Here is an 18,201-nt window from a genome sequence, read left to right as displayed (position 1 = left end):
TTATGAAGAAATTTCTCTATACCCTACTACTCTTCCCCTTAATCCTATTTGCAGTTGAGGATGCAGACTATATACAGGCTTTGAACCTGTATAAACAAAAGGAATACTGGAAATCTATTGAAGCAATTCGTAAAATTATCGATGAAAAAGGAACCTCTTATGAACTACATTATCTTGCGGCTCATAATTACTGGAGGTTAAAAAACCATAGGGTTGCCAAACAACACTTCGATCAGGCTGTTGAAAAAGATAATTCTAATAAACCTAATCTCTATATAGACTTAAGTAAATTTTTATTGGATTATGACCGACCTAAATCAGCTTTAAAAACTTGTAAAGAAGGTCTGGAAAAATTTCCGGATAATCTTGATTTAAACCTTTTAAAAGCCTCAATCTATGCAGATAAAAAGCAAATGGAAAAAGCTCTCAAAATTGTAGAAAAGTTGAAAGTTCAATATCCAGAAAATTATGAACCTATAGCTATGGAAGCTTACATTTATTTTGAAAATGGTAAATTAGAAAAAGCAGAGATGAGCTTAAAATGGGCTATAACACTTTCTCCTAATAATCATAATCTGGAAAATAACCTTGGCTTAATATATGAAAAGCTTGCTATTCAATCTCTGAAAAAGTCAAGAAAACTGGAGAAGCAGGGCAAAAATGATTTAGCAAATACTTATAAAAAGCAGGGATTAAAGTATCTGGATGATGCAATCAATGAAGTAAAAAAAGCATCAGAACGAGAACCTGAAAATGAAGTTTATGCAACAAATTTAAAGAGGATCAAATCTTTTAAAAACTCACTTTGAGTAATAATTCAAATGAATAAACCCAGTACTGTTGGTTTTTACACTCTTGGCTGCCGCCTTAATATATTTGAATCAGATGGTCTGTCTGCCGGTTTTGAGAAACTGGGAGTAAAGTCTATAGATATAAATGAAAACCCGGATATCATAGTCATTAATACCTGTACGGTAACTAATAAAGCCGATGGTAAAAATCGAAACATCATTCGTAACGCTATAAAGAAACATCCGGGTTCAAAGGTCTATGTCACCGGATGTTATGCCCAGACTGATAGAGAAATTATTCAAAATATTCCAGGTGTTTCCGGAGTTATTGATAACGATAATAAATCCAGCCTTCCCCAAATCATTTTAGGAAAGCCTATAGAATTAAATCAGGACAGGTTTGCTTATGCAGATACCCTGCCCCTGCATCACACAAGAGCCTATTTGAAAATTCAGGATGGCTGCAACCGCTCCTGTTCTTACTGTAAAATTCCCGGTGCCAGGGGTAAAGGTCAAAGTCGAAATTTTAGTGATGTTCTAGATCAAATTCGTTTTCTCCAGGATAATGGGATTGGTGAAATTATTCTTACCGGAGTGAATCTCGGTTGGTATAGAGATAAAGAAGGCATGAAGAGTTTCAATAAACTTCTAAGGAATATTCTAAATCTTTTAGAGTATTCAAGACTACGTCTTTCTTCAATTGAACCTTCCGATGTAGGTTTAGAATTTATAGAAACAATTCAGCATCCACGTTTTTGTAGATATCTGCATGTCCCCCTACAGAGTGGTAGTTCGTATATTCTAAAAAAAATGAAAAGAAGTTACAATCGAGAAACTTTTATTAAAAGAATCAGCCTGGTGAAAAACAAAATTCCCGACATTTTTTTAGGAACCGATGTCATCACAGGTTTTCCCGGTGAAACGGAACTTGAGTTTGAAGAGACCCTTCAAGTCTGTAATGATTTAGGTTTTTCTAAAATTCATGCCTTTCCCTATTCAGCCAGAAGAGGAACCCTGGCTGCCTCCTATCCGGAAACATTAAAAAGAGAGGAAAAAAAAGAAAGAGTAAAACAACTCAATAACCTTTCTGAAAGGCAATATGTTCAATATGGAAAACGCTTTACAAACCAAACTCTTGAATGTATCTTAGAAGGAGACGGTACTTTTTTAAGTGACAATTATATCCGTATCCGAATTGAGAATGAAAGTATATTAGATAAACTAAAAGTAGGTCAGTTTGTTAATATACGTCTTTTAAATTATGATGAAAATACCGACAAAAAAGTTTCCTTTCCTGGTGAACTCCAAAGAGGAAACCTATCAAGATAAGACCACATAACCCCTGTACAAAGGTTTAATTATGACAGAAACACATGACAAACATATAGATATGCATAAAATCGCCCATCTCCTGGAAGTGAAGGAAGAAGAAATTGCTTTCCTCGAATCTCATTCTCATGAAGAATTATCTTTTTTAACGGAAAAGCTCAGTACAGTAATACAGGAAGAACATTCAGGTATCTGGGAGCCATTGGCCCGTGTAAGTAAATATATGCCAAATTTTATTAATGCGAAGGTATCAGAAGAGATTTTGGGACCTCAGATAACTGCTAACTTAACTTATTATATGCCTACCAAAGAAGCTGTAAGCATTTCTAATTATTTCTCTGTAAGTTTTCTAAGTGATGTAATGGAACATGTAAATCCGGCCAGAGTAGAAGAAGTTATCAAGGCTTCTCCCATGGATAGAATGAAAAAAGTAGTAATGGAACTTTTAAAAAGAAAGAAATACTTTGTTGTCGCCGGATTAATCGATCATACACCCGTAAACATTAATGTAGAAGTTTCAAAAAATATAAGTCCGGAAGATCTGGTGGAACTATCCGACCTTATAACCCGAACGGATGTCATGGCAAAGGTTATGGAGCATTATTCAGAAAGCAAAAACAAAGAGATATTATTAAAAGTCGTTGATTTAAACAAAGAAGAATCAATTTTTGAAATGATGAAAACCAGTAGCAATCTGAAATCTATTTTTGAACAACTTTCACAATCCTTACCGGAAGCTAAAAAAGAAAAATTTAACAAAGCAGCAAAGGCCTACTTTTCTTTAGAAACTTAAAAAATATATAAGTTCATATTTTTTCCAATCTCTAAGCGAGCTGTTAAAGCTCGCCTACGACCAAAACTACCATTTTTTTAACAGATCAAAAGATATTCCAACTTTTTACATTTCCTTACGATACCTTTCATTCCACTCCCCGGTAGCAGAACGATAAATTGCATGAGCAATATGGTGACCGGATAAAGATTTTATATATTTAATTCTTGCCATAGCGGTTTTTTGTTCTCTCTGGTTTAGCATAAAAAGGTTACTATCACCTAATTCATACTTCTCTTTTTCCAGGACTTCTAATTTTTCTGCCATCTCAGACTCTTTTTTAGTTATATCAACTTCTTTTCCGGCCATTTCTAAAAGAGAAGCTGCATCCTGTAGCTCGGCTCGTATCTTATCTCGTATTAGCTTTTGCTTTTGCTGAATCTGGGATAACTTGGCTCTTGAGGATTCAATCTTCCCTCTCTGCTTTCTTGTCTGTAAGGGAACCGAAATGACAAAACTGGCTTCCACATCGGTTTTCTCAAACTTTTCAGGTTTTAATAGCGGAGGAAGAGCAATTGTTCCGGTCTTATTCTTTTCATTAATCAGCTCCCCTCCTCCCGGTACCTGCTTTGCTGCCGAAATGATTAAATCAATTTGAGGTTTTACCTGATTTTTATATAAGTCAATATCCAGGCTTTTCTTCTTTCTTTCGATTTGAATTATCATTAATTCGGGACGTCTCGACCAGGCAAGCTCCAAATCCTTTTTCTTATCTTCATTACTAATATAATGTGGCTTTGGTAATTGTTTCGGTACTGAATCTTGAGTAAGTAAAATTGGTTCTCCTGTTTTGTCTCTATAAAATAAGGAAAGTTTAATAGATGTCTTCTGTAGATACCTTTCAGCTTCGATCAACATAGCTTTTCGTTCCAAAAGCATTCGATTATTTTCGATTCCATCTGCTTTTGCGGTATCTCCTAGTGTAATTTTATAATTTAATTGTTTCATCCTTTTTTCAGCCAATTGATACAGGTTTTCCACAATTTCATACTGCATTCCGGCAGCTACCCACTGCCAGTATGTTTCGGATGCTTTTTGAAACACATACAATTTTGTTTTTTCGTATTGCAGCACTCCGAGACCCCTGCCGATTCCGGCTTTTTTTAACTCTAAACGATTCTCATCTATTTCTCTTCCCGCCCACAAGGGGATTTTTGCTCCGGCTCGAACCTGCCCTCTCGGCTTTGTAAAGTATCCTCCCTTATAGACAGGAAACTCTCCAATTCCTCTTTTATAGCCTGCAAAAAAAGAAAGTCCTGCAATTGGAACAGGTTTTTCAATAACTGAATTTAAAGTTTCATTTTCATAGTTTCCGTAAGTATTCGTTCCATAGGCCTTAAATTTTAGATCAAAATTTCCTTCAGCTGCCAAAAATTCATTTTCTGCAATTTGTATTTCTTTTTCTGCTGCTACTACTTCCGGATAATGTAATAAAGTAGATTCTAATACCTGGTTTAAACTAATACTATTTTGCAATTTTAGAGTATCTCCATGCAATTCAAAAAAGCACAGTGATAAAATTGGAAATAAGCTTATAATTTTCATTTTTTATCACCCGAATTTGTTTTCTTCTCTGTTATTACAGACTTTTTATTTGGTATAGCCGGAGGGAAATCGTTAAATCTTCTCCATAATTCATAAGCAAGGCTTACACGGTTAAGCAAAATCCAGCCTTTTGTTCTAACTCCCTGCCGAAGATAAAGTGAAGAAGGCCAATCACTCTTTTCATCGGGAACAATTAGTGTACGAAATTTACCACTTCCATCATCTGTTAAATCAACCAAACGAACCGTTCCTCCAAATGTTCCTACGGCTAACTGCGGATATCCGCTTAGCTGTAGTGCCGGCCAACCCTGAAACTGCAAGCGGGTTTCCATCCCTTCCCTCAAAAGAGGAATATCATTTCCATCGATATATAATTCAACTGCATACTTTCCTGATTCAGGAACAAGGATTGCCAGGGATTGTCCCTGCTTAATCTGAACCGAATGTTCTACAGCAAGTATCCTCATAATAATTCCATCTCTGGGTGCATATACTTTCTGTGCTTTCTGCCTCGCAAGACTTGTATCAATCTTATGTAACTCTTCTTTTGCCTTTGAAAGACCGGATAAAGCATAACCATATTCAGCTCTTGTTCCATCCAACTTGGCTCTTCCTTCATTCCTGGCTTTCTTTAACTCGGCGAGAGAATGTAGGTGTTCATTTTTAGCAATTTGTAAATTGGCTTTTGCCTGTTTAAACCCGGTTTTATTTTTGGTTAAATATAGTTTTTCTAATTCATATTTACGTTTAGATACAAGTCCCTTTTCATAAAGCTTTCTTGTCCTCTCAAAATTAATCTCGCTGGTTTTTAGCTCAGCTTCACTCGCAATAAGTTTATTTTCAGCGTTTCGAATTTTTTGTTCCGCCATACTTACCTTGTTTTGTTTAGCTTCCACTTCATTACTTACGGAAGAAGATATAGAATTTATCTTGGATAAATAAGAACTCTTTTGAAGCTCAGCAGCCTGCAAGCGAGATTCAGTAGCCAGCTTAATACTTTCCAGTCGATTAAAATATTCCGGGTCATTATCCATAATCTCTACTATCGGATCCCCTTTTTTTACCAGGGAGCCCTCCCTTACAAACCATTGCGAAACCCTTCCTTTTACCGGGGAATCTATAAATTGTTGTCTTTCCAGAGGTTCTCTGGCTACAACTCGCCCCATGCCAAATGAAGTCTGTTGCCAGGGAGAAAGAAAAAGCAGTAGAACAAAAAATACAAATAATCCGGCGATAATATAGGCAGCTATCCGTAAACTATGCGGAGATTGAACCAGTCGGTAGGAACTAAACTTATCAAGCACATTTTCTTCTTCATGCTTTTCGCTAATAGATATTTCCATATGATTTCTCCTACTTTAACTTAAGATCTAATAATTGATTATCTTTATACAATCGTCTATTCTCTATCTTCTGAAGTATATCTTTTCTCTGTGTATGCACAAGAATAACTTTGTTTGAACACTCAGATGTATTCATATAATCTAAAACTACATCAATAAAAGCTTCATCCATATCATCTAAAAATCTATCTAAAATAATAACAGCATTCTTTCTCAAAAACTCACGAGCAATGCAGATGGCTTTTAATTGCCTGTACTGCAATGGAAAACCGGAAGTATGCAATTCAGTAAAAATTTCTTTTTCTAAACGGGAAATGTCTTTCATAACTCCAAGTTTTTCAAGTAAAGCTCGAATCTCCTGAATACCCAGATGATTTTCTCCCTGTTTTATATTTTCATAGATAGTTCCATGGAAAATACTGATACGGTTCAAATATCCAAATAAAGACTTTCTGATTTCCGGGAGTAGATTTCGAAGATCATGCCCATTTACTAAGATAACACCAGAATCAATTTTTTGCTTTCCGCTCAGAACACGAAAAAGAATTTCCAATTTATCTGCTTCTTCGGAAGCATATAATCCGATTGGTTTTCCCGAATTAAATTCGCAGTTTAAATTATAAATCCCGGCTATGTGAACCAGCAAATCCTGTATTTTAAGTTGAACCGATTTTGAATTTATCTGCAAATTTTCAAAACCACGTTTTTCTGAAGGAATTTCAATTAAGGTCTTTATTTTTTCTACAGCAGCCAGAAGACCATAGTACATTTCCAGGTATTTTCCCACGCCGGAAAAACCATCTAAAACTTTGGCAAGAATTAATTCAGCAGCGACCAATTGACCGAGGCTTAACTGCTGCTTTATCACTAAGAATCCCCCTAAACCTAATAAAAGAGCGTGTCCGCTGGCCTGTAAAAAAATAGCCCCACCGGATTGTTTTATTAGTATTTTAAAATTTTTCTCTCTATATTTCAAGTATTCCCGGATTTGACTATCAATTCGCTTATAACCATATTTTTCCCCATTTTGTGTTGTAAAGTATTCTCTGGCTTCTGCCAAATCTTCAATCAAATGATAGACCTTATATTTCTGCTTGGATTCTTTTAGTTTGGCTTCCGTTCCGGATTTTAGTCGAATAAATATCAAAATGTAAAGAAGCACCAAGAAGACCAGGCTATAAAAAAGAAAAAGAGGGTGATAAATACTTACAAACAGCAAGCCTACTACGGTTATAACAATCAAACCCAAACCATCTATCAATAAAGATGTAACATTTTTTTGTAAGGTAAAAACTTCAAAATAATAACTTACAATGTCGGGTAAATATATAGGGGAAGACTGTTCATCATAACGCATTATTCTTGAACTAATCTCAGAACTAAACCGCACAAATAATCTTCTGCGCAAATATTCCGTCACTATATTCTGCATAATATTCATACCACCTGCAAGAAGCAGGAAGAAAAATACAAAAACTGTAAGGATGATAACAGGTTGCAAAAGAGTTCCGAAGGCCAATGTGTTGATCAAAGACGAGGTCGCGACAGGAACAATGAGACTGAATAAACCGGTTCCAATTCCATAAATAAATAATACCCAGATATCTTTCACTTCTGGCTTTAAGAATTGTAATAAAGATTGAATATTAGATAAATGAGCTGTTCCTTTTTCAGATTGTAAGGGATAAATGGGTTCGGGAGCATAAAAGATAGTTTCTTTATCTTTTTGTATACCTGTAATTTGAAAAAAATCTTCTTTTTTACAGTAAATGGATTCATTTTTTTTTATAGAAAAAACCTCATATTTACCGGTCTTTTTTCCTAAAAACACAAAGCAATCCACCAGATTCTCTGCTTCAAAATGAAAATAGAGCAAAGGAGCTTTCGTGTAAGAAGAACTAAATGCCCTATCAAAATCCATCACCTGTTTTTTTATACGTAAGCCGGAGTGGTTTCCTAAAATATCTAATAAACTGGCAAATTGTTCCTGGGAAAATGAATTTGATTCATGAAATAGTGAATGAATCTCTTTTTTGGAAAATGGAACCCCAAAAGTCTCGCATAAAAACTCAAAAACATTCGGAACTAAGCTTTCCATTTCAGCCTGAAACTTTTTCCCTGCACTCAAACAATACCTCCCACCTTTTTTACATTTAGACAATCCGGTAGACTTTTAGGCACTAATTTTTTAAAACATATATTCATTTTTTCCGAAAAGCAAACCAAGCATCGCTGATTCACTTATGGGAGAAAAAATTGCTTTAAGAATTAAAATAGCTTCTAAAAGTTTTTCCTATAATTCAAAGAAAAGTTTGACTCCTCTTCAATCAATAATACTCTTCTCATAATAGGGAGATATTAAATGATACTTTATGAATCAGCAACTGCAAAGGTGGAATGGTTAGAAAAAGAAAAGGTTGTATTAAAAGCTTTCAAAGGCTATATACACGGTGAAGATTTACATTCCGCTTTTAATTCAGGTTATGAGAAATTGAAGAAGGAAAAAGGCTACAAATGGTTATCCGATAACAGGGGTCTTCCGGTTTATAAAGAAGAAGATGTAACCTGGATCAACGAAGACTGGTTTCCTCGAATTCTAAAAGCCGGTTGGAAATACTGGGCTTTGATTGAACCCAAATCGGCTATCGGAGAAATGGTCATGAAAAAGTTTCAATTCTATTCAGATAAAGGAGTCAAAATTCAGGTCTTCAACTCCATAGAAGATGGGCTTGAATGGTTAAAAACCTGTAAATAAAAGTAAAGTCTATTATTCTAAAGAAAGGTAAAAATGGATTTAATTGATCTTAAAACAGCTTTCATCATCCAAACCTTTCTTAACTTTCTGGGAATCGGTATTTACAGCCTCCTCTGGTTTCAATATAAAAATTATTATGAGGGTATCGGTTCCTGGGCTCTATATTTCATCTTTCGTTTTATTTCTATCTTTCTCATTATTCTCCGAAATGTAATACCCAATTGGGCTTCTATACTTCTTGCCAACCTATTATTTCTGTTCAGTCTCTATTTCTTATACATTGGTTTATGCAAATTCTTACAAAAAGCGTATAAGAAAATCTTTTTTGTATTTTTACTCCTTGTATTCATACCCATATTCTCTTTTTATACTTTCATCCAAAATGATGTAAATAATCGAATTATCATTTTTTCCATTGCTTATGTCATTTTATCCTTACATATAGTACATCTACTATCTACAACCTCTTCCGAATTTCATTCCATACCCAAAGGTTTAAATTATTTTATTATATTCGATTCATTTATCGTCTCTCTTCGGATTATTTTTATTCTTATATTCCCTTATCAGACCTCAAACCTGTTTCATAAGAACATATCAGATTATACATTTGTTATCTATATAAATCTAATAAATTTCTTTCTTTATAGCTTCGGCTTATTCTATCTCTTAAATCGTCGTTTACTTATCGATAAGAAATATGAGAATTATGAAAGAAAGATAACAGAAGAAATTCTTATACAAAGTAAACTGGACTTTCATCAGGTGGCCAGCAGTGTTCCCGGGTTGGTTTTCCAATATGTCCACCGTAAGAATGGCTCTTTCTCCATCGAGTATATGAATGAAACTTTTACAACTTATACCGGCATACCCTTTGCTGACCTAAAAAAGAATCCGAAGCTATTTTTTGAGCCCATACCCAGAGAAGATAGAGACATGATAAAAAAAGCCATAAAACTGGCTTCAGAAGAACTAAAAAACTTTAAAATAGAACACCGAATTCTTACTAAAAACGGGGATATTTTATGGTTTCAGGTATATTCCATTCCCAGAATCCAAACAAACGACGACGTTTTGTGGAGCGGTGTATCTGTCGACATAACTGACAGAATCAATATGGAGGAAGACTTACTCAAGGCTAAAGATGCAGCTGAGAAAGCGAATCTAATAAAAACAGAATTTCTAACCAATATGAGCCACGAAATTAGAACCCCTATCAATGCCATCCTCGGTTTCTCGGAACTTTTAGAAGCCAGGCTCGATAATAAGGAGCTGATTTCTTATACGACTTTCATTTCTCAGAGCGGTAGAATTCTATTAGCTCTTTTAAATGATCTATTAGAATTATCTAAAATTGCATCAGGAGTCATAAGTAAAAACCAGGAACCTACCGATCTAAGGGCTCTCCTGAACGAACTAAATGTTGCCTTATACTATGAGCTTTCCCAAAAACAACTTCAATATATATGCCAAATTGATCCGGATATTCCTGATCTCATAATAATAGATAAGATAAAGCTTCGACAAATTCTTTTAAATCTTATAGGAAATGCTATCAAATTTACTTCCGATGGTTTTGTAAAGGTTTCCATAAACAAGAATTCGGAAGATATGAAAAACCTATCTTTAAAAATTTTAATAGAAGATAGTGGAATTGGTATTTCCGAAAAGGAACAAGAAATCATAAGAGAAATTCTCACGAAAGGAGTTGATTCCAAACCCAAAAAAACAGAGAATCCGGGAAGAGGACTTATTGTTTGCAAAAGGTTAAGCTCTGTTATGGATCTAGAGATATCCTTCGAAAGCCAGGAAGGAAAAGGAACGAAATTCCTACTTTTAATAAAAAATATAGAAACTCCTCCGTCCATAATAAACCATGAATCCCCCTTGCTACTTCCCTCAAACCCATCTAAACACTTAGAGTTGGATTACCCTACATCCCAGATCCAGAAATGGAAAGAATTATACGATATATTAGTTCACCAATATATTCCGATCTGGGAAATGTTGAAGGATTATATGGTTATAGATGATATCATAAAATTTGCAGAAGGTGTAAACAAAGAATCAAGTCGCTATGCTTATCCAGAACTAACAGAGTGGGGAGAATATCTTAAAATCTCTGCTCTGGAATATAATGTTCAAAGTATCAAGTTCCTTTTAAGAGAGTTTCATCATAAATTAACACAACTACAAATAATTATAAATCAGGAAGAAAAAGACTATTCAAACAATCCGTGACTAAACTTAAAAAAATATAAAGCTCAATAAAAATATATTTGGCAGAAAAAGACTCATTTATTCTCTTTACAAGTATATAGGTTCGCAGATTCCCGAGTAAAAGTGAAATCTTTATGAATCATTTCATAAAAAATTCTAAAATTTTAATAGTAGATGACAATCCTATCAATCTGGGCTTGTTAGGGAAAGCTCTATCGGTAGAAGGTTATAAAATTATTTTTGCTGAGAATGGAATCCAGGCAATAAAATCCTGTGAAAAAGTATTACCCGATTTGATACTACTTGATATTATGATGCCGGAAATGGATGGTTTCGAAACCTGCCAGCATTTAAAATCCTCAGAGAAAACCTCAGATATTCCCATTTTATTTTTAACTGCAAAGGTCGAACCCAAAGATATTGTCAAAGGTTTCCAAATAGGAGCGGTAGACTATATCACCAAACCCTTTAATACCACTGAACTTCTACAGAGAGTGAAAACGCATTTGAGCTTAAAGCACGCCATGGAAGAACTCAAGGAAAAGATAAGCTTGATGGAAGATGTAGAAAGAATTACCCGCCATGATTTAAAAAATCCCCTCAATGCAATTATAAACTTTCCGGACATGGTAAGATTATTCGGTACGGTAAATGAGAAGCAAGAGAAATTTCTTCACAACATCAAGTTGGCCGGTTTGCAGATGTTAAATATGATTAACCGCTCTTTAGATATGGTTAAAATGGAAAGAGGAACTTATATTTTATCACCTATCCGTCTGGATATAATAAAAATTATACAGAACATAATCAAAGATAGCTCCAGGATTCTGGAAGCTAAAAGCCTCCATACCAAAATATTTTTACACGGAGAAGAAATAAACCCCGGTGACTTTTTTTATCTTTTAGGAGAAGAACTACTCTGTTATTCCATGCTTTCCAACCTGTTTCAAAATGCCATTGAGGCCTCTCCCGAAAATGCCAGAATCGACTTTTCTATAAGCAGGGAAGAAAAATTTGCAATTATCAGCCTTCATAACTCAGGAGCTGTTCCGGAAGAAATCCGAGAAAATTTCTTTGAAAAATACATAACTTTCGGAAAAGGAAACCAGGGAACTGGACTCGGAACCTACAGTGCAAGGCTGATAGCAGAAGTTCAAAAAGGAAGTATCAGCATGACAAGTGGAGAAGAAGAAACCACCATCATCATCACCCTTCCCATTTCCTGAAAATCTCTCAGCTCAGCTCATCTTACCTGTTATTAATCCTTATAAAATAAAAAATGTGTTTGGCAGGGGAAGACTTATAAAATATCTATACTTAAAACTAAAAAAAAGAAATTTCTATGCTTTTAGGTAAATCGCAATCTATTATTTCATTTCTTCCCCCGGAAACCATTCCCCTTATCATTTTGTTCGTTTCAATAATCACTCTGACCATTATCATTGAGCGTTTCATCTTCTTTTTAAGACAAAGTTCTCTAAAAACAGAAGATATTCGCAGAATCAGAAACTATCTGAAAAGCAGGCAGTTTGATGAAGCAGAAAAGGCTTTAAGTTCCGTGGGGAAAAACCCCGCCATTCAGGCATTAAAAGCCGGTATTCAAGCAATTCAGGTCGGTCAGGCAGAAAACTTACGACAGGAAATCGAAACAGAGGGTTATATTCAGATAACTCGAATGGAACGCTTCCTCACCGGACTTGGAACTATTGCTACGATTACCCCCCTTTTAGGAGTTCTGGGAACTGTAACCGGTATGATACGTTCCTTCGAAGAAGGAGTTGGAACTAAGAATGCAGAAGTGGGTATCAGTGAAGCTCTGGTCACTACTGCCATGGGACTGGCTGTAGCCATACCTGCTTATGTTTTTTACAACTATTTTGTTCGAAAAAAAGAAGATAGAATTATAGAAATCGAGACTTTGAGCGAACAGGCTCTGGAGATTCTCGAACCCAAATAAGCCTATGAAATTCCGAAGAACGAGCAAGACTTTTGATAGGATTGACATTACCTCTCTGATTGATGTAATTTCCTTTATTGTGATCTATTTTTTACTCAATGCTACCCTGCAAAAATCGACTTCTATTAAAATTGAACTTCCCCGTTCCAGCACAAGAGCAGCCAAGGTAGAAAAACAGGAAGAACTCATTATTACTGTTAACAAAGAAGGGAGAATCTTTATGGATAAGGATCCAACTCCCATATCACTTGAAGCTGTTCCGGAGAAAATAAACCAATTTTTAGGCCCTAAAGAAAAGCGCGATCCTAAGAAGAACAGGGTAATTATTCGTGGCGACAAAGGAGCCAGTTACCAGACTGTAGTAAAAGTAATTGATAAGCTCAACGAAGCCGGAGTCAAACGTTTTAACCTGTCTATGGTAAAATCCTCTACCCCATAAATTACTCCGGGTTCATTTGAAAAGAAAACTAAGCTTACAACTTCTTTCTATTTTTACTTTAAGCGTTCTTATTCTAGCGCTGGGGAACCTTTCAAGGGTTTTTTCAAACCGTGCTGAATACATGGGAAAAGTAATAAAGAAAATTGAATTTCAGGGGAATATTAATACGGATAGTTCTGACATCCTTTCGTACCTCGAAATGCGAGAAGGGATTATCCTGACAGATGTCCTGGTGAATAATGACTTGAAAGCTCTCTTTGCTACGGGTTTCTTTTACTTCATAGATATACAGGCCGAAAAAATTGACGATGAATCGGTAAAGATTATTTTCCTTTTAAAAGAGAGGCCCAGAGTCGAGGAAATCGAATTCATTGGAGCAGAAGAAGTTTTCCCCTCTGATCTCAGGGATAAAATGCCTTTAAAAGAAAACGAGGTAATAACACCGGAGAAAGTAAATCTTACCAGAGAAGTGATTCTAAAGAAATACCGGGATGAAGGCTTTTTTCACGCCTATGTGCGTTTTGAGGTCAGCAAGGTAAACCCGGATACCAACACTGTAAAAGTAAAATTCATTATCGATGAAGGGGATGAAATTCCAATTTCCAAAATTAACATCATCGGAACCAAGCACATCGATGCCTCTGAAATCATGGGATTTCTTGAACTAAAAGAATCCGGATTAATTGAAACCGGGGCTTTTAAAGAAGCTTCCTTTGAAACCGACAAACAAAAAATCGTAGCCTACATGAAATCCAAGGGCTTCTTAGACGCAGAAATACAGGAAGATGGCACAGGCTGGGAAATCCGCTGGGCCAATCCCAAGAAGAAAGATAAACGGGTCATTATTGTCAACTTCAAAGTCTTTGAAGGGGAAATCTATTATTATAATGGATATACTACCCAGCACGATTATGCAATGACCAATGATGGAATCCCTATATTCATAAACAAAGAAGAAAATAAAGAACTGATTGAACAATATCGCTCCGGCAGTATCAAACTCGATGAATTCAAAAAAGAACTTAAAACGATCTACACTGTAAATCAACTGGAAAACCTTTATGAATATACCGATGGTGACGTAGGGGAAGTTTTTGATGAACTAAAGCTTATGCGGGACAGGGCTATGATTAACGAGCTCTATAGTAGTAAAGGTTATCTTTACGCCCAGGTAAACATGGAAAGAACGATGATCGAGTTAAACGATACTGAATTAAAATCCTATGAAACCTGCTCCGCCTCCGGTATGAATCAGGAGAATTGTGCCGAATTACAGGAAAAACTCCATATTAAAGAATTACGAGAAATTCTGATAGAAAGCCCTGACTATGAGGGAAGAAAATATGTCCATGTAGATTTTACTATCAAGGAAAACCATTTAGGTTATATCGAAAATATCATCATCAAAGGTAATAAAAAGACACTCGATAAGGTAATTCGTCGGGAGTTACTGTTTAAACCCGGTGATCTGTTTAACTCGGCTTTGATTAATCGTTCGAGGGAAAGAGTTTACAACCTTGGCTACTTTAAAGAAGTAAACTTAAGCTACAGACCCGGTTCCGATGAGTCCAAGATCAATGTAATCATTGACGTTCAGGAACAACCTACCGGAACCATTTCCATGGGTGGGGGATACGGAACAGTTTCCGGATTTTCTATCTTTACCGAACTGGGAGAAAACAACCTGAATGGAACCGGTCAGAGGGTTAACGGTCGGATTGAATTTGGTCCTTTACGTAAACTATTCCAATTGAGCTGGACAGAACCCTGGCTGAATGATAAACCCTGGGCTCTAACTTTGAGTATGTTTTATTCGACAACAACCATTCCCGTAGCTGCCACATCCATCACGGATACAACCAGTCAGTCCATTATTAAAGAATCAGCTTCCTACGACCGGACAGGCCTCGGATTCTCAGTGGGTGTAAGTCATCGTTTCTGGATAAACTGGACACATTTTCATATATATTCACCCAGTTTTTTTGAATCTACAAATCCGACCTCTTTAGCGGATGATGCGATTCGAGCCGAGGTAAGCCGGGGCTGGCGATTCCGCTCCGAATTCACAAATGGAGTCGCCTACGATAACCGGGATAATATTTTCAATTCCACCCGTGGTTTAAATGCCTCCTTTTCTGTTACCAATGCCGGGCAAATGCTCGGAGGTAATTCCCACTTTAACCGTTACACCATGCTGGCGGAATATTATCATACCTGGTTTGACTATACTTTCTTTGGCCTGATTCGAAGTAATACCCTGAGAAAATGGAAGGTAGTTCAGCAATTCAGGAGTTATAATATTCTAACATACGAAAAGCCACCCTACTATAATCGTCCCCCCGATGATCCTATTTTTAATACAAGAGAACGAGAAAAACGCAGTAATCCTTATATACAACAGCAGGATATGCAGTTCCTCGGTGGATATGAATACTTACGTGGCTGGGACTTTCAGGATTCTCTCTACCCATCTGAATGGAGAAATGGTGGGAACCACAGGATGGTTTTAAATACAGAACTTCGCTTCCCGATTGAACCAAGTTTACTCTGGCTTGTCATGTTTTTGGATGCCGGGGCTCTATTTGAAGAAACCAATCGCTATGTTGGAACCCGAAGAGAATACGCAGATAATTACGATTACATTGCTATTGATAGACGTTTACAGGGCTATCTGGCTGATCCCATAGGTCAGTACTATATTGAAAACTATTACCAGAATACTTTTATCAAACGACCGGAAAATCCTTATATCTCGGAAGATCCGAGCCGCCTTGTACTTCGTTCCATACACGATGTGGCTATAGACAAATTTAAATTCTCCTGGGGTGTAGGACTCCGTATCCAGATCCCGGTTTTACCCCTGCGTTTGTTCTTCGCCCAGAGGCTTCATTACACTAAAAATTCTGCAAAGCCCTTTGAACCTTATAAAATTTCTAAGAACTTTCGCTTCGTTTTCGGTATAGGGGATTACAGATTCTAAATTTAGATTCACTTGAAACGATATACAAAAAGTTCTTAGTCGCTCAAGAGAGGAGTTCACAAGAGAACCCTCAATACTTCGGATAAAGGTAATATAATGATACAGAATAATTATTTTTCAGATAACCCGGACCTAATGCTTCATTTTGAAAAGCTTATAAACTGGCAGGAAGTCATACAGGAATACGAAGCTGAATTTGAGGATGCAAAAAAATACAAAGAAACAGGTCTTGCAAGCCTGGAAATGGCCCCCTCTTCCCTTTCTGAAGCCATAGATTACTATCACGAAGTCTTGAGCCTGATAGGAGAGCTTTGCGGTAACAAAGTATCGGCTCATATAGCAGATTTTGAAGCGGAGGGTCTGCATTATAGCGATGGAAAGGTAAAGCATCCGGAGAAGATGGCAGAACTCATCCATTCCTTTCATGAATCAGGACTTGTAGCAGCTTCATTTAAAAGAGAATACGGTGGGATGGGTCTTACACAAGTAGCCAAAACTTTGCTTCTCGAAATGGCTTATCGTTGTGATACTTCTTTTGCTGTAGCTATGGGAAGTGTCAACCTCGCCTCCATTCTACAGGATTTTGCTACAGAAGAACAAAAACAAAGAATTATTCCGAAACTTATTCAAGAACGATATTCCGTAACCATGGGGCTAACAGAACCCAATTTTGGTTCTGACTTAGCAGCCGTACAAACGAGGGCTGAACTCAAAGAAGGACAATGGTATATTAGCGGAACCAAACGATTTCAAACTATGGCTTGCGGCTTAAATGGGGATCCGGCTGCGATACTTTGCCTGGCCCGAACCGGTTCTCCTACAAGTGGTGCTAAGGGACTCTCATTTTTTCTTGTAGATAGCAAGCATTATGAAATAGCAGGATTAGAGAAAAAAATGGGTTTAAAAACCTCAGCAACCTGCGAAGTAGTTCTGGATAAATCTCCTGCGGAATTATTAGGACAACAGGGATATGGTTTGACTCGTTATGTAATGGGAATGCTGAATGGTGCACGTATGTCTGTAGCTGCTCAGGGAGTAGGCATTGCAACTGCTGCTTATGAAGAAGCCAGAAAATATGCAAGTGAGCGAACTCAATTCGCTAAAACTTTAGAGAAGATTCCGGTTATTCATAATATCTTAAATCGAATGCAAAGAGAAATTGCAGGTATGAGAAGTCTAATGTTAGAAGCAGCCAGAACAGTAGATTTGTATGCCTGGCGAAGCTTACGTGGAAAATCCGAAGGAAGAGACGAGAAAGAATTAAGAAAAGATTCTCATATTCAATTCTGGAATTCTATATCCTCAACCATTACACCCTTAGCAAAGTATTATAATGCTGAAATGGCGAATACGATCTGTTATGATGCTATCCAAATCTTTGGAGGTGCCGGCTTTTGTGAAGATTATGAGGTGGCACGACTATACCGGGATGTTCGTATTGCTACCATCTGGGATGGAACATCACAGATCCAGGTAAATGCAGCCATAGGTGCAGTTCAAACCGGCCTGAGTGGTAAAGGTCCTTTTAGCCAGTATTTACAGGATAAATTAAATAAAATAAAGCCCTCAATCGAGTTGCTGGAAATTTTTAAAAATTGCAAGTATCTTGCGGAACTCTATAAGAAATTAGAACCAGAGAAAAGGGAAATTTCTAGTGAATATCTCATTCTCTCTGTCAGTCGCTTTCTCATAGGTTTGTTATACGAAGAGCAGGAAACAAAACTTGACTCAGAAGAAATTCTCGAAACGCGTAGAGCCTGGAGAAAAGAATTTAATATTGAAACCCTGGCAAAAGTTGAATCTTTTTTACGTATTATGAACTACTCTATTGGTTCTTAGATTAAAGCTCCGTTTTTCAGGGAATGCGAACCATCGGTGGGTTCGCTTAGATATAATGATACCATCCGAACTCCTTTTTTGACAGCCTCTTAGGAGAAATAAAGTTTCCCGCCTCTCAGGAAGGATTACTTTTTTTCTTGCATATTTTGACAATAATTTAATAATTTATTT

13 protein-coding genes are annotated in these 18,201 nt (G+C 36.5%); 10 read left to right on the top strand and 3 right to left on the bottom strand.

Annotated elements, in window-relative coordinates; translation table 11 throughout:
- Positions 1-2: 2 nt before the first annotated feature.
- From H7A25_15995 to H7A25_15985, 3 genes are read left to right on the top strand one after another with little or no spacing between them, the layout of a single operon-like run.
- On the top strand, positions 3-809 hold the full coding sequence (locus H7A25_15995) for a hypothetical protein (protein ID MCP5501404.1): 807 nt from the start codon (positions 3-5) through the stop codon (positions 807-809).
- A gap of 12 nt (positions 810-821) precedes the next feature.
- Positions 822-2,120: a tRNA (N(6)-L-threonylcarbamoyladenosine(37)-C(2))-methylthiotransferase MtaB gene (mtaB, locus tag H7A25_15990; protein MCP5501403.1), complete on the top strand. Its 1,299-nt coding sequence runs from the start codon at positions 822-824 to the stop codon at positions 2,118-2,120.
- 31 nt (positions 2,121-2,151) lie between these two features.
- Entirely contained in the window at positions 2,152-2,913 is a 762-nt protein-coding gene (locus H7A25_15985) for a hypothetical protein (GenBank protein ID MCP5501402.1), read from the top strand.
- Positions 2,914-3,018: 105 nt separating this feature from the next.
- On the opposite strand, the gene H7A25_15980 is transcribed toward H7A25_15985, so the two are convergent.
- Genes H7A25_15980 through H7A25_15970 form a run of 3 tightly spaced genes read right to left on the bottom strand, consistent with a single transcriptional unit; the run spans position 3,019 to position 7,968 of the window.
- Positions 3,019-4,497 (bottom strand): TolC family protein, encoded by a 1,479-nt coding sequence (locus H7A25_15980; protein ID MCP5501401.1) that lies wholly within the window; start codon positions 4,495-4,497, stop codon positions 3,019-3,021.
- Positions 4,494-5,840, bottom strand: a complete 1,347-nt coding sequence (locus H7A25_15975; protein MCP5501400.1) for an HlyD family efflux transporter periplasmic adaptor subunit — start codon at positions 5,838-5,840, stop codon at positions 4,494-4,496. Before H7A25_15975 ends, H7A25_15980 begins: the two co-directional genes overlap by 4 nt.
- Before the next feature lie 10 nt (positions 5,841-5,850).
- Positions 5,851-7,968: an ABC transporter ATP-binding protein gene (locus H7A25_15970; GenBank protein MCP5501399.1), complete on the bottom strand. Its 2,118-nt coding sequence runs from the start codon at positions 7,966-7,968 to the stop codon at positions 5,851-5,853.
- 234 nt (positions 7,969-8,202) lie between these two features.
- On the opposite strand from H7A25_15970, the gene H7A25_15965 reads away from it, so the two are divergent.
- From H7A25_15965 to H7A25_15935, 7 genes are all read left to right on the top strand, one after another.
- Positions 8,203-8,595, top strand: coding sequence for a hypothetical protein (locus H7A25_15965; GenBank protein MCP5501398.1), 393 nt, complete (start codon positions 8,203-8,205; stop codon positions 8,593-8,595).
- Positions 8,596-8,628: 33 nt separating this feature from the next.
- Positions 8,629-10,836, top strand: coding sequence for a PAS domain-containing protein (locus tag H7A25_15960; GenBank protein MCP5501397.1), 2,208 nt, complete (start codon positions 8,629-8,631; stop codon positions 10,834-10,836).
- Positions 10,837-10,949: 113 nt separating this feature from the next.
- Positions 10,950-12,041, top strand: a complete 1,092-nt coding sequence (locus H7A25_15955) for a hybrid sensor histidine kinase/response regulator (GenBank protein MCP5501396.1) — start codon at positions 10,950-10,952, stop codon at positions 12,039-12,041.
- A gap of 116 nt (positions 12,042-12,157) precedes the next feature.
- Positions 12,158-12,772 carry a MotA/TolQ/ExbB proton channel family protein gene (locus H7A25_15950; protein MCP5501395.1) on the top strand — a complete coding sequence of 205 codons (615 nt, stop codon included), beginning with the start codon at positions 12,158-12,160 and terminating at the stop codon, positions 12,770-12,772.
- Between the two features lie 4 nt (positions 12,773-12,776).
- Positions 12,777-13,211: a biopolymer transporter ExbD gene (locus H7A25_15945; GenBank protein MCP5501394.1), complete on the top strand. Its 435-nt coding sequence runs from the start codon at positions 12,777-12,779 to the stop codon at positions 13,209-13,211.
- Positions 13,212-13,332: 121 nt separating this feature from the next.
- Positions 13,333-16,191, top strand: coding sequence for an outer membrane protein assembly factor (locus H7A25_15940; GenBank protein ID MCP5501393.1), 2,859 nt, complete (start codon positions 13,333-13,335; stop codon positions 16,189-16,191).
- Positions 16,192-16,287: 96 nt separating this feature from the next.
- Positions 16,288-18,030, top strand: a complete 1,743-nt coding sequence (locus H7A25_15935) for an acyl-CoA dehydrogenase family protein (protein ID MCP5501392.1) — start codon at positions 16,288-16,290, stop codon at positions 18,028-18,030.
- Positions 18,031-18,201 lie beyond the last annotated feature (171 nt).

The sequence above is a fragment of the Leptospiraceae bacterium genome, from assembly GCA_024233835.1.
GTDB lineage: Bacteria > Spirochaetota > Leptospiria > Leptospirales > Leptospiraceae > JACKPC01.
This window is presented reverse-complemented; position numbering and strand designations above follow the sequence as displayed.

Coding starts and splice junctions, on each gene's coding strand:
- H7A25_15995 (MCP5501404.1), top strand. CDS start 3: ATGAAGAAATTTCTCTATACCCTACTACTCTTCCCCTTAATCCTATTT.
- mtaB (MCP5501403.1), top strand. CDS start 822: ATGAATAAACCCAGTACTGTTGGTTTTTACACTCTTGGCTGCCGCCTT.
- H7A25_15985 (MCP5501402.1), top strand. CDS start 2,152: ATGACAGAAACACATGACAAACATATAGATATGCATAAAATCGCCCAT.
- H7A25_15980 (MCP5501401.1), bottom strand. CDS start 4,497: ATGAAAATTATAAGCTTATTTCCAATTTTATCACTGTGCTTTTTTGAA.
- H7A25_15975 (MCP5501400.1), bottom strand. CDS start 5,840: ATGGAAATATCTATTAGCGAAAAGCATGAAGAAGAAAATGTGCTTGAT.
- H7A25_15965 (MCP5501398.1), top strand. CDS start 8,203: ATGATACTTTATGAATCAGCAACTGCAAAGGTGGAATGGTTAGAAAAA.
- H7A25_15960 (MCP5501397.1), top strand. CDS start 8,629: ATGGATTTAATTGATCTTAAAACAGCTTTCATCATCCAAACCTTTCTT.
- H7A25_15955 (MCP5501396.1), top strand. CDS start 10,950: ATGAATCATTTCATAAAAAATTCTAAAATTTTAATAGTAGATGACAAT.
- H7A25_15950 (MCP5501395.1), top strand. CDS start 12,158: ATGCTTTTAGGTAAATCGCAATCTATTATTTCATTTCTTCCCCCGGAA.
- H7A25_15945 (MCP5501394.1), top strand. CDS start 12,777: ATGAAATTCCGAAGAACGAGCAAGACTTTTGATAGGATTGACATTACC.
- H7A25_15940 (MCP5501393.1), top strand. CDS start 13,333: ATGGGAAAAGTAATAAAGAAAATTGAATTTCAGGGGAATATTAATACG.
- H7A25_15935 (MCP5501392.1), top strand. CDS start 16,288: ATGATACAGAATAATTATTTTTCAGATAACCCGGACCTAATGCTTCAT.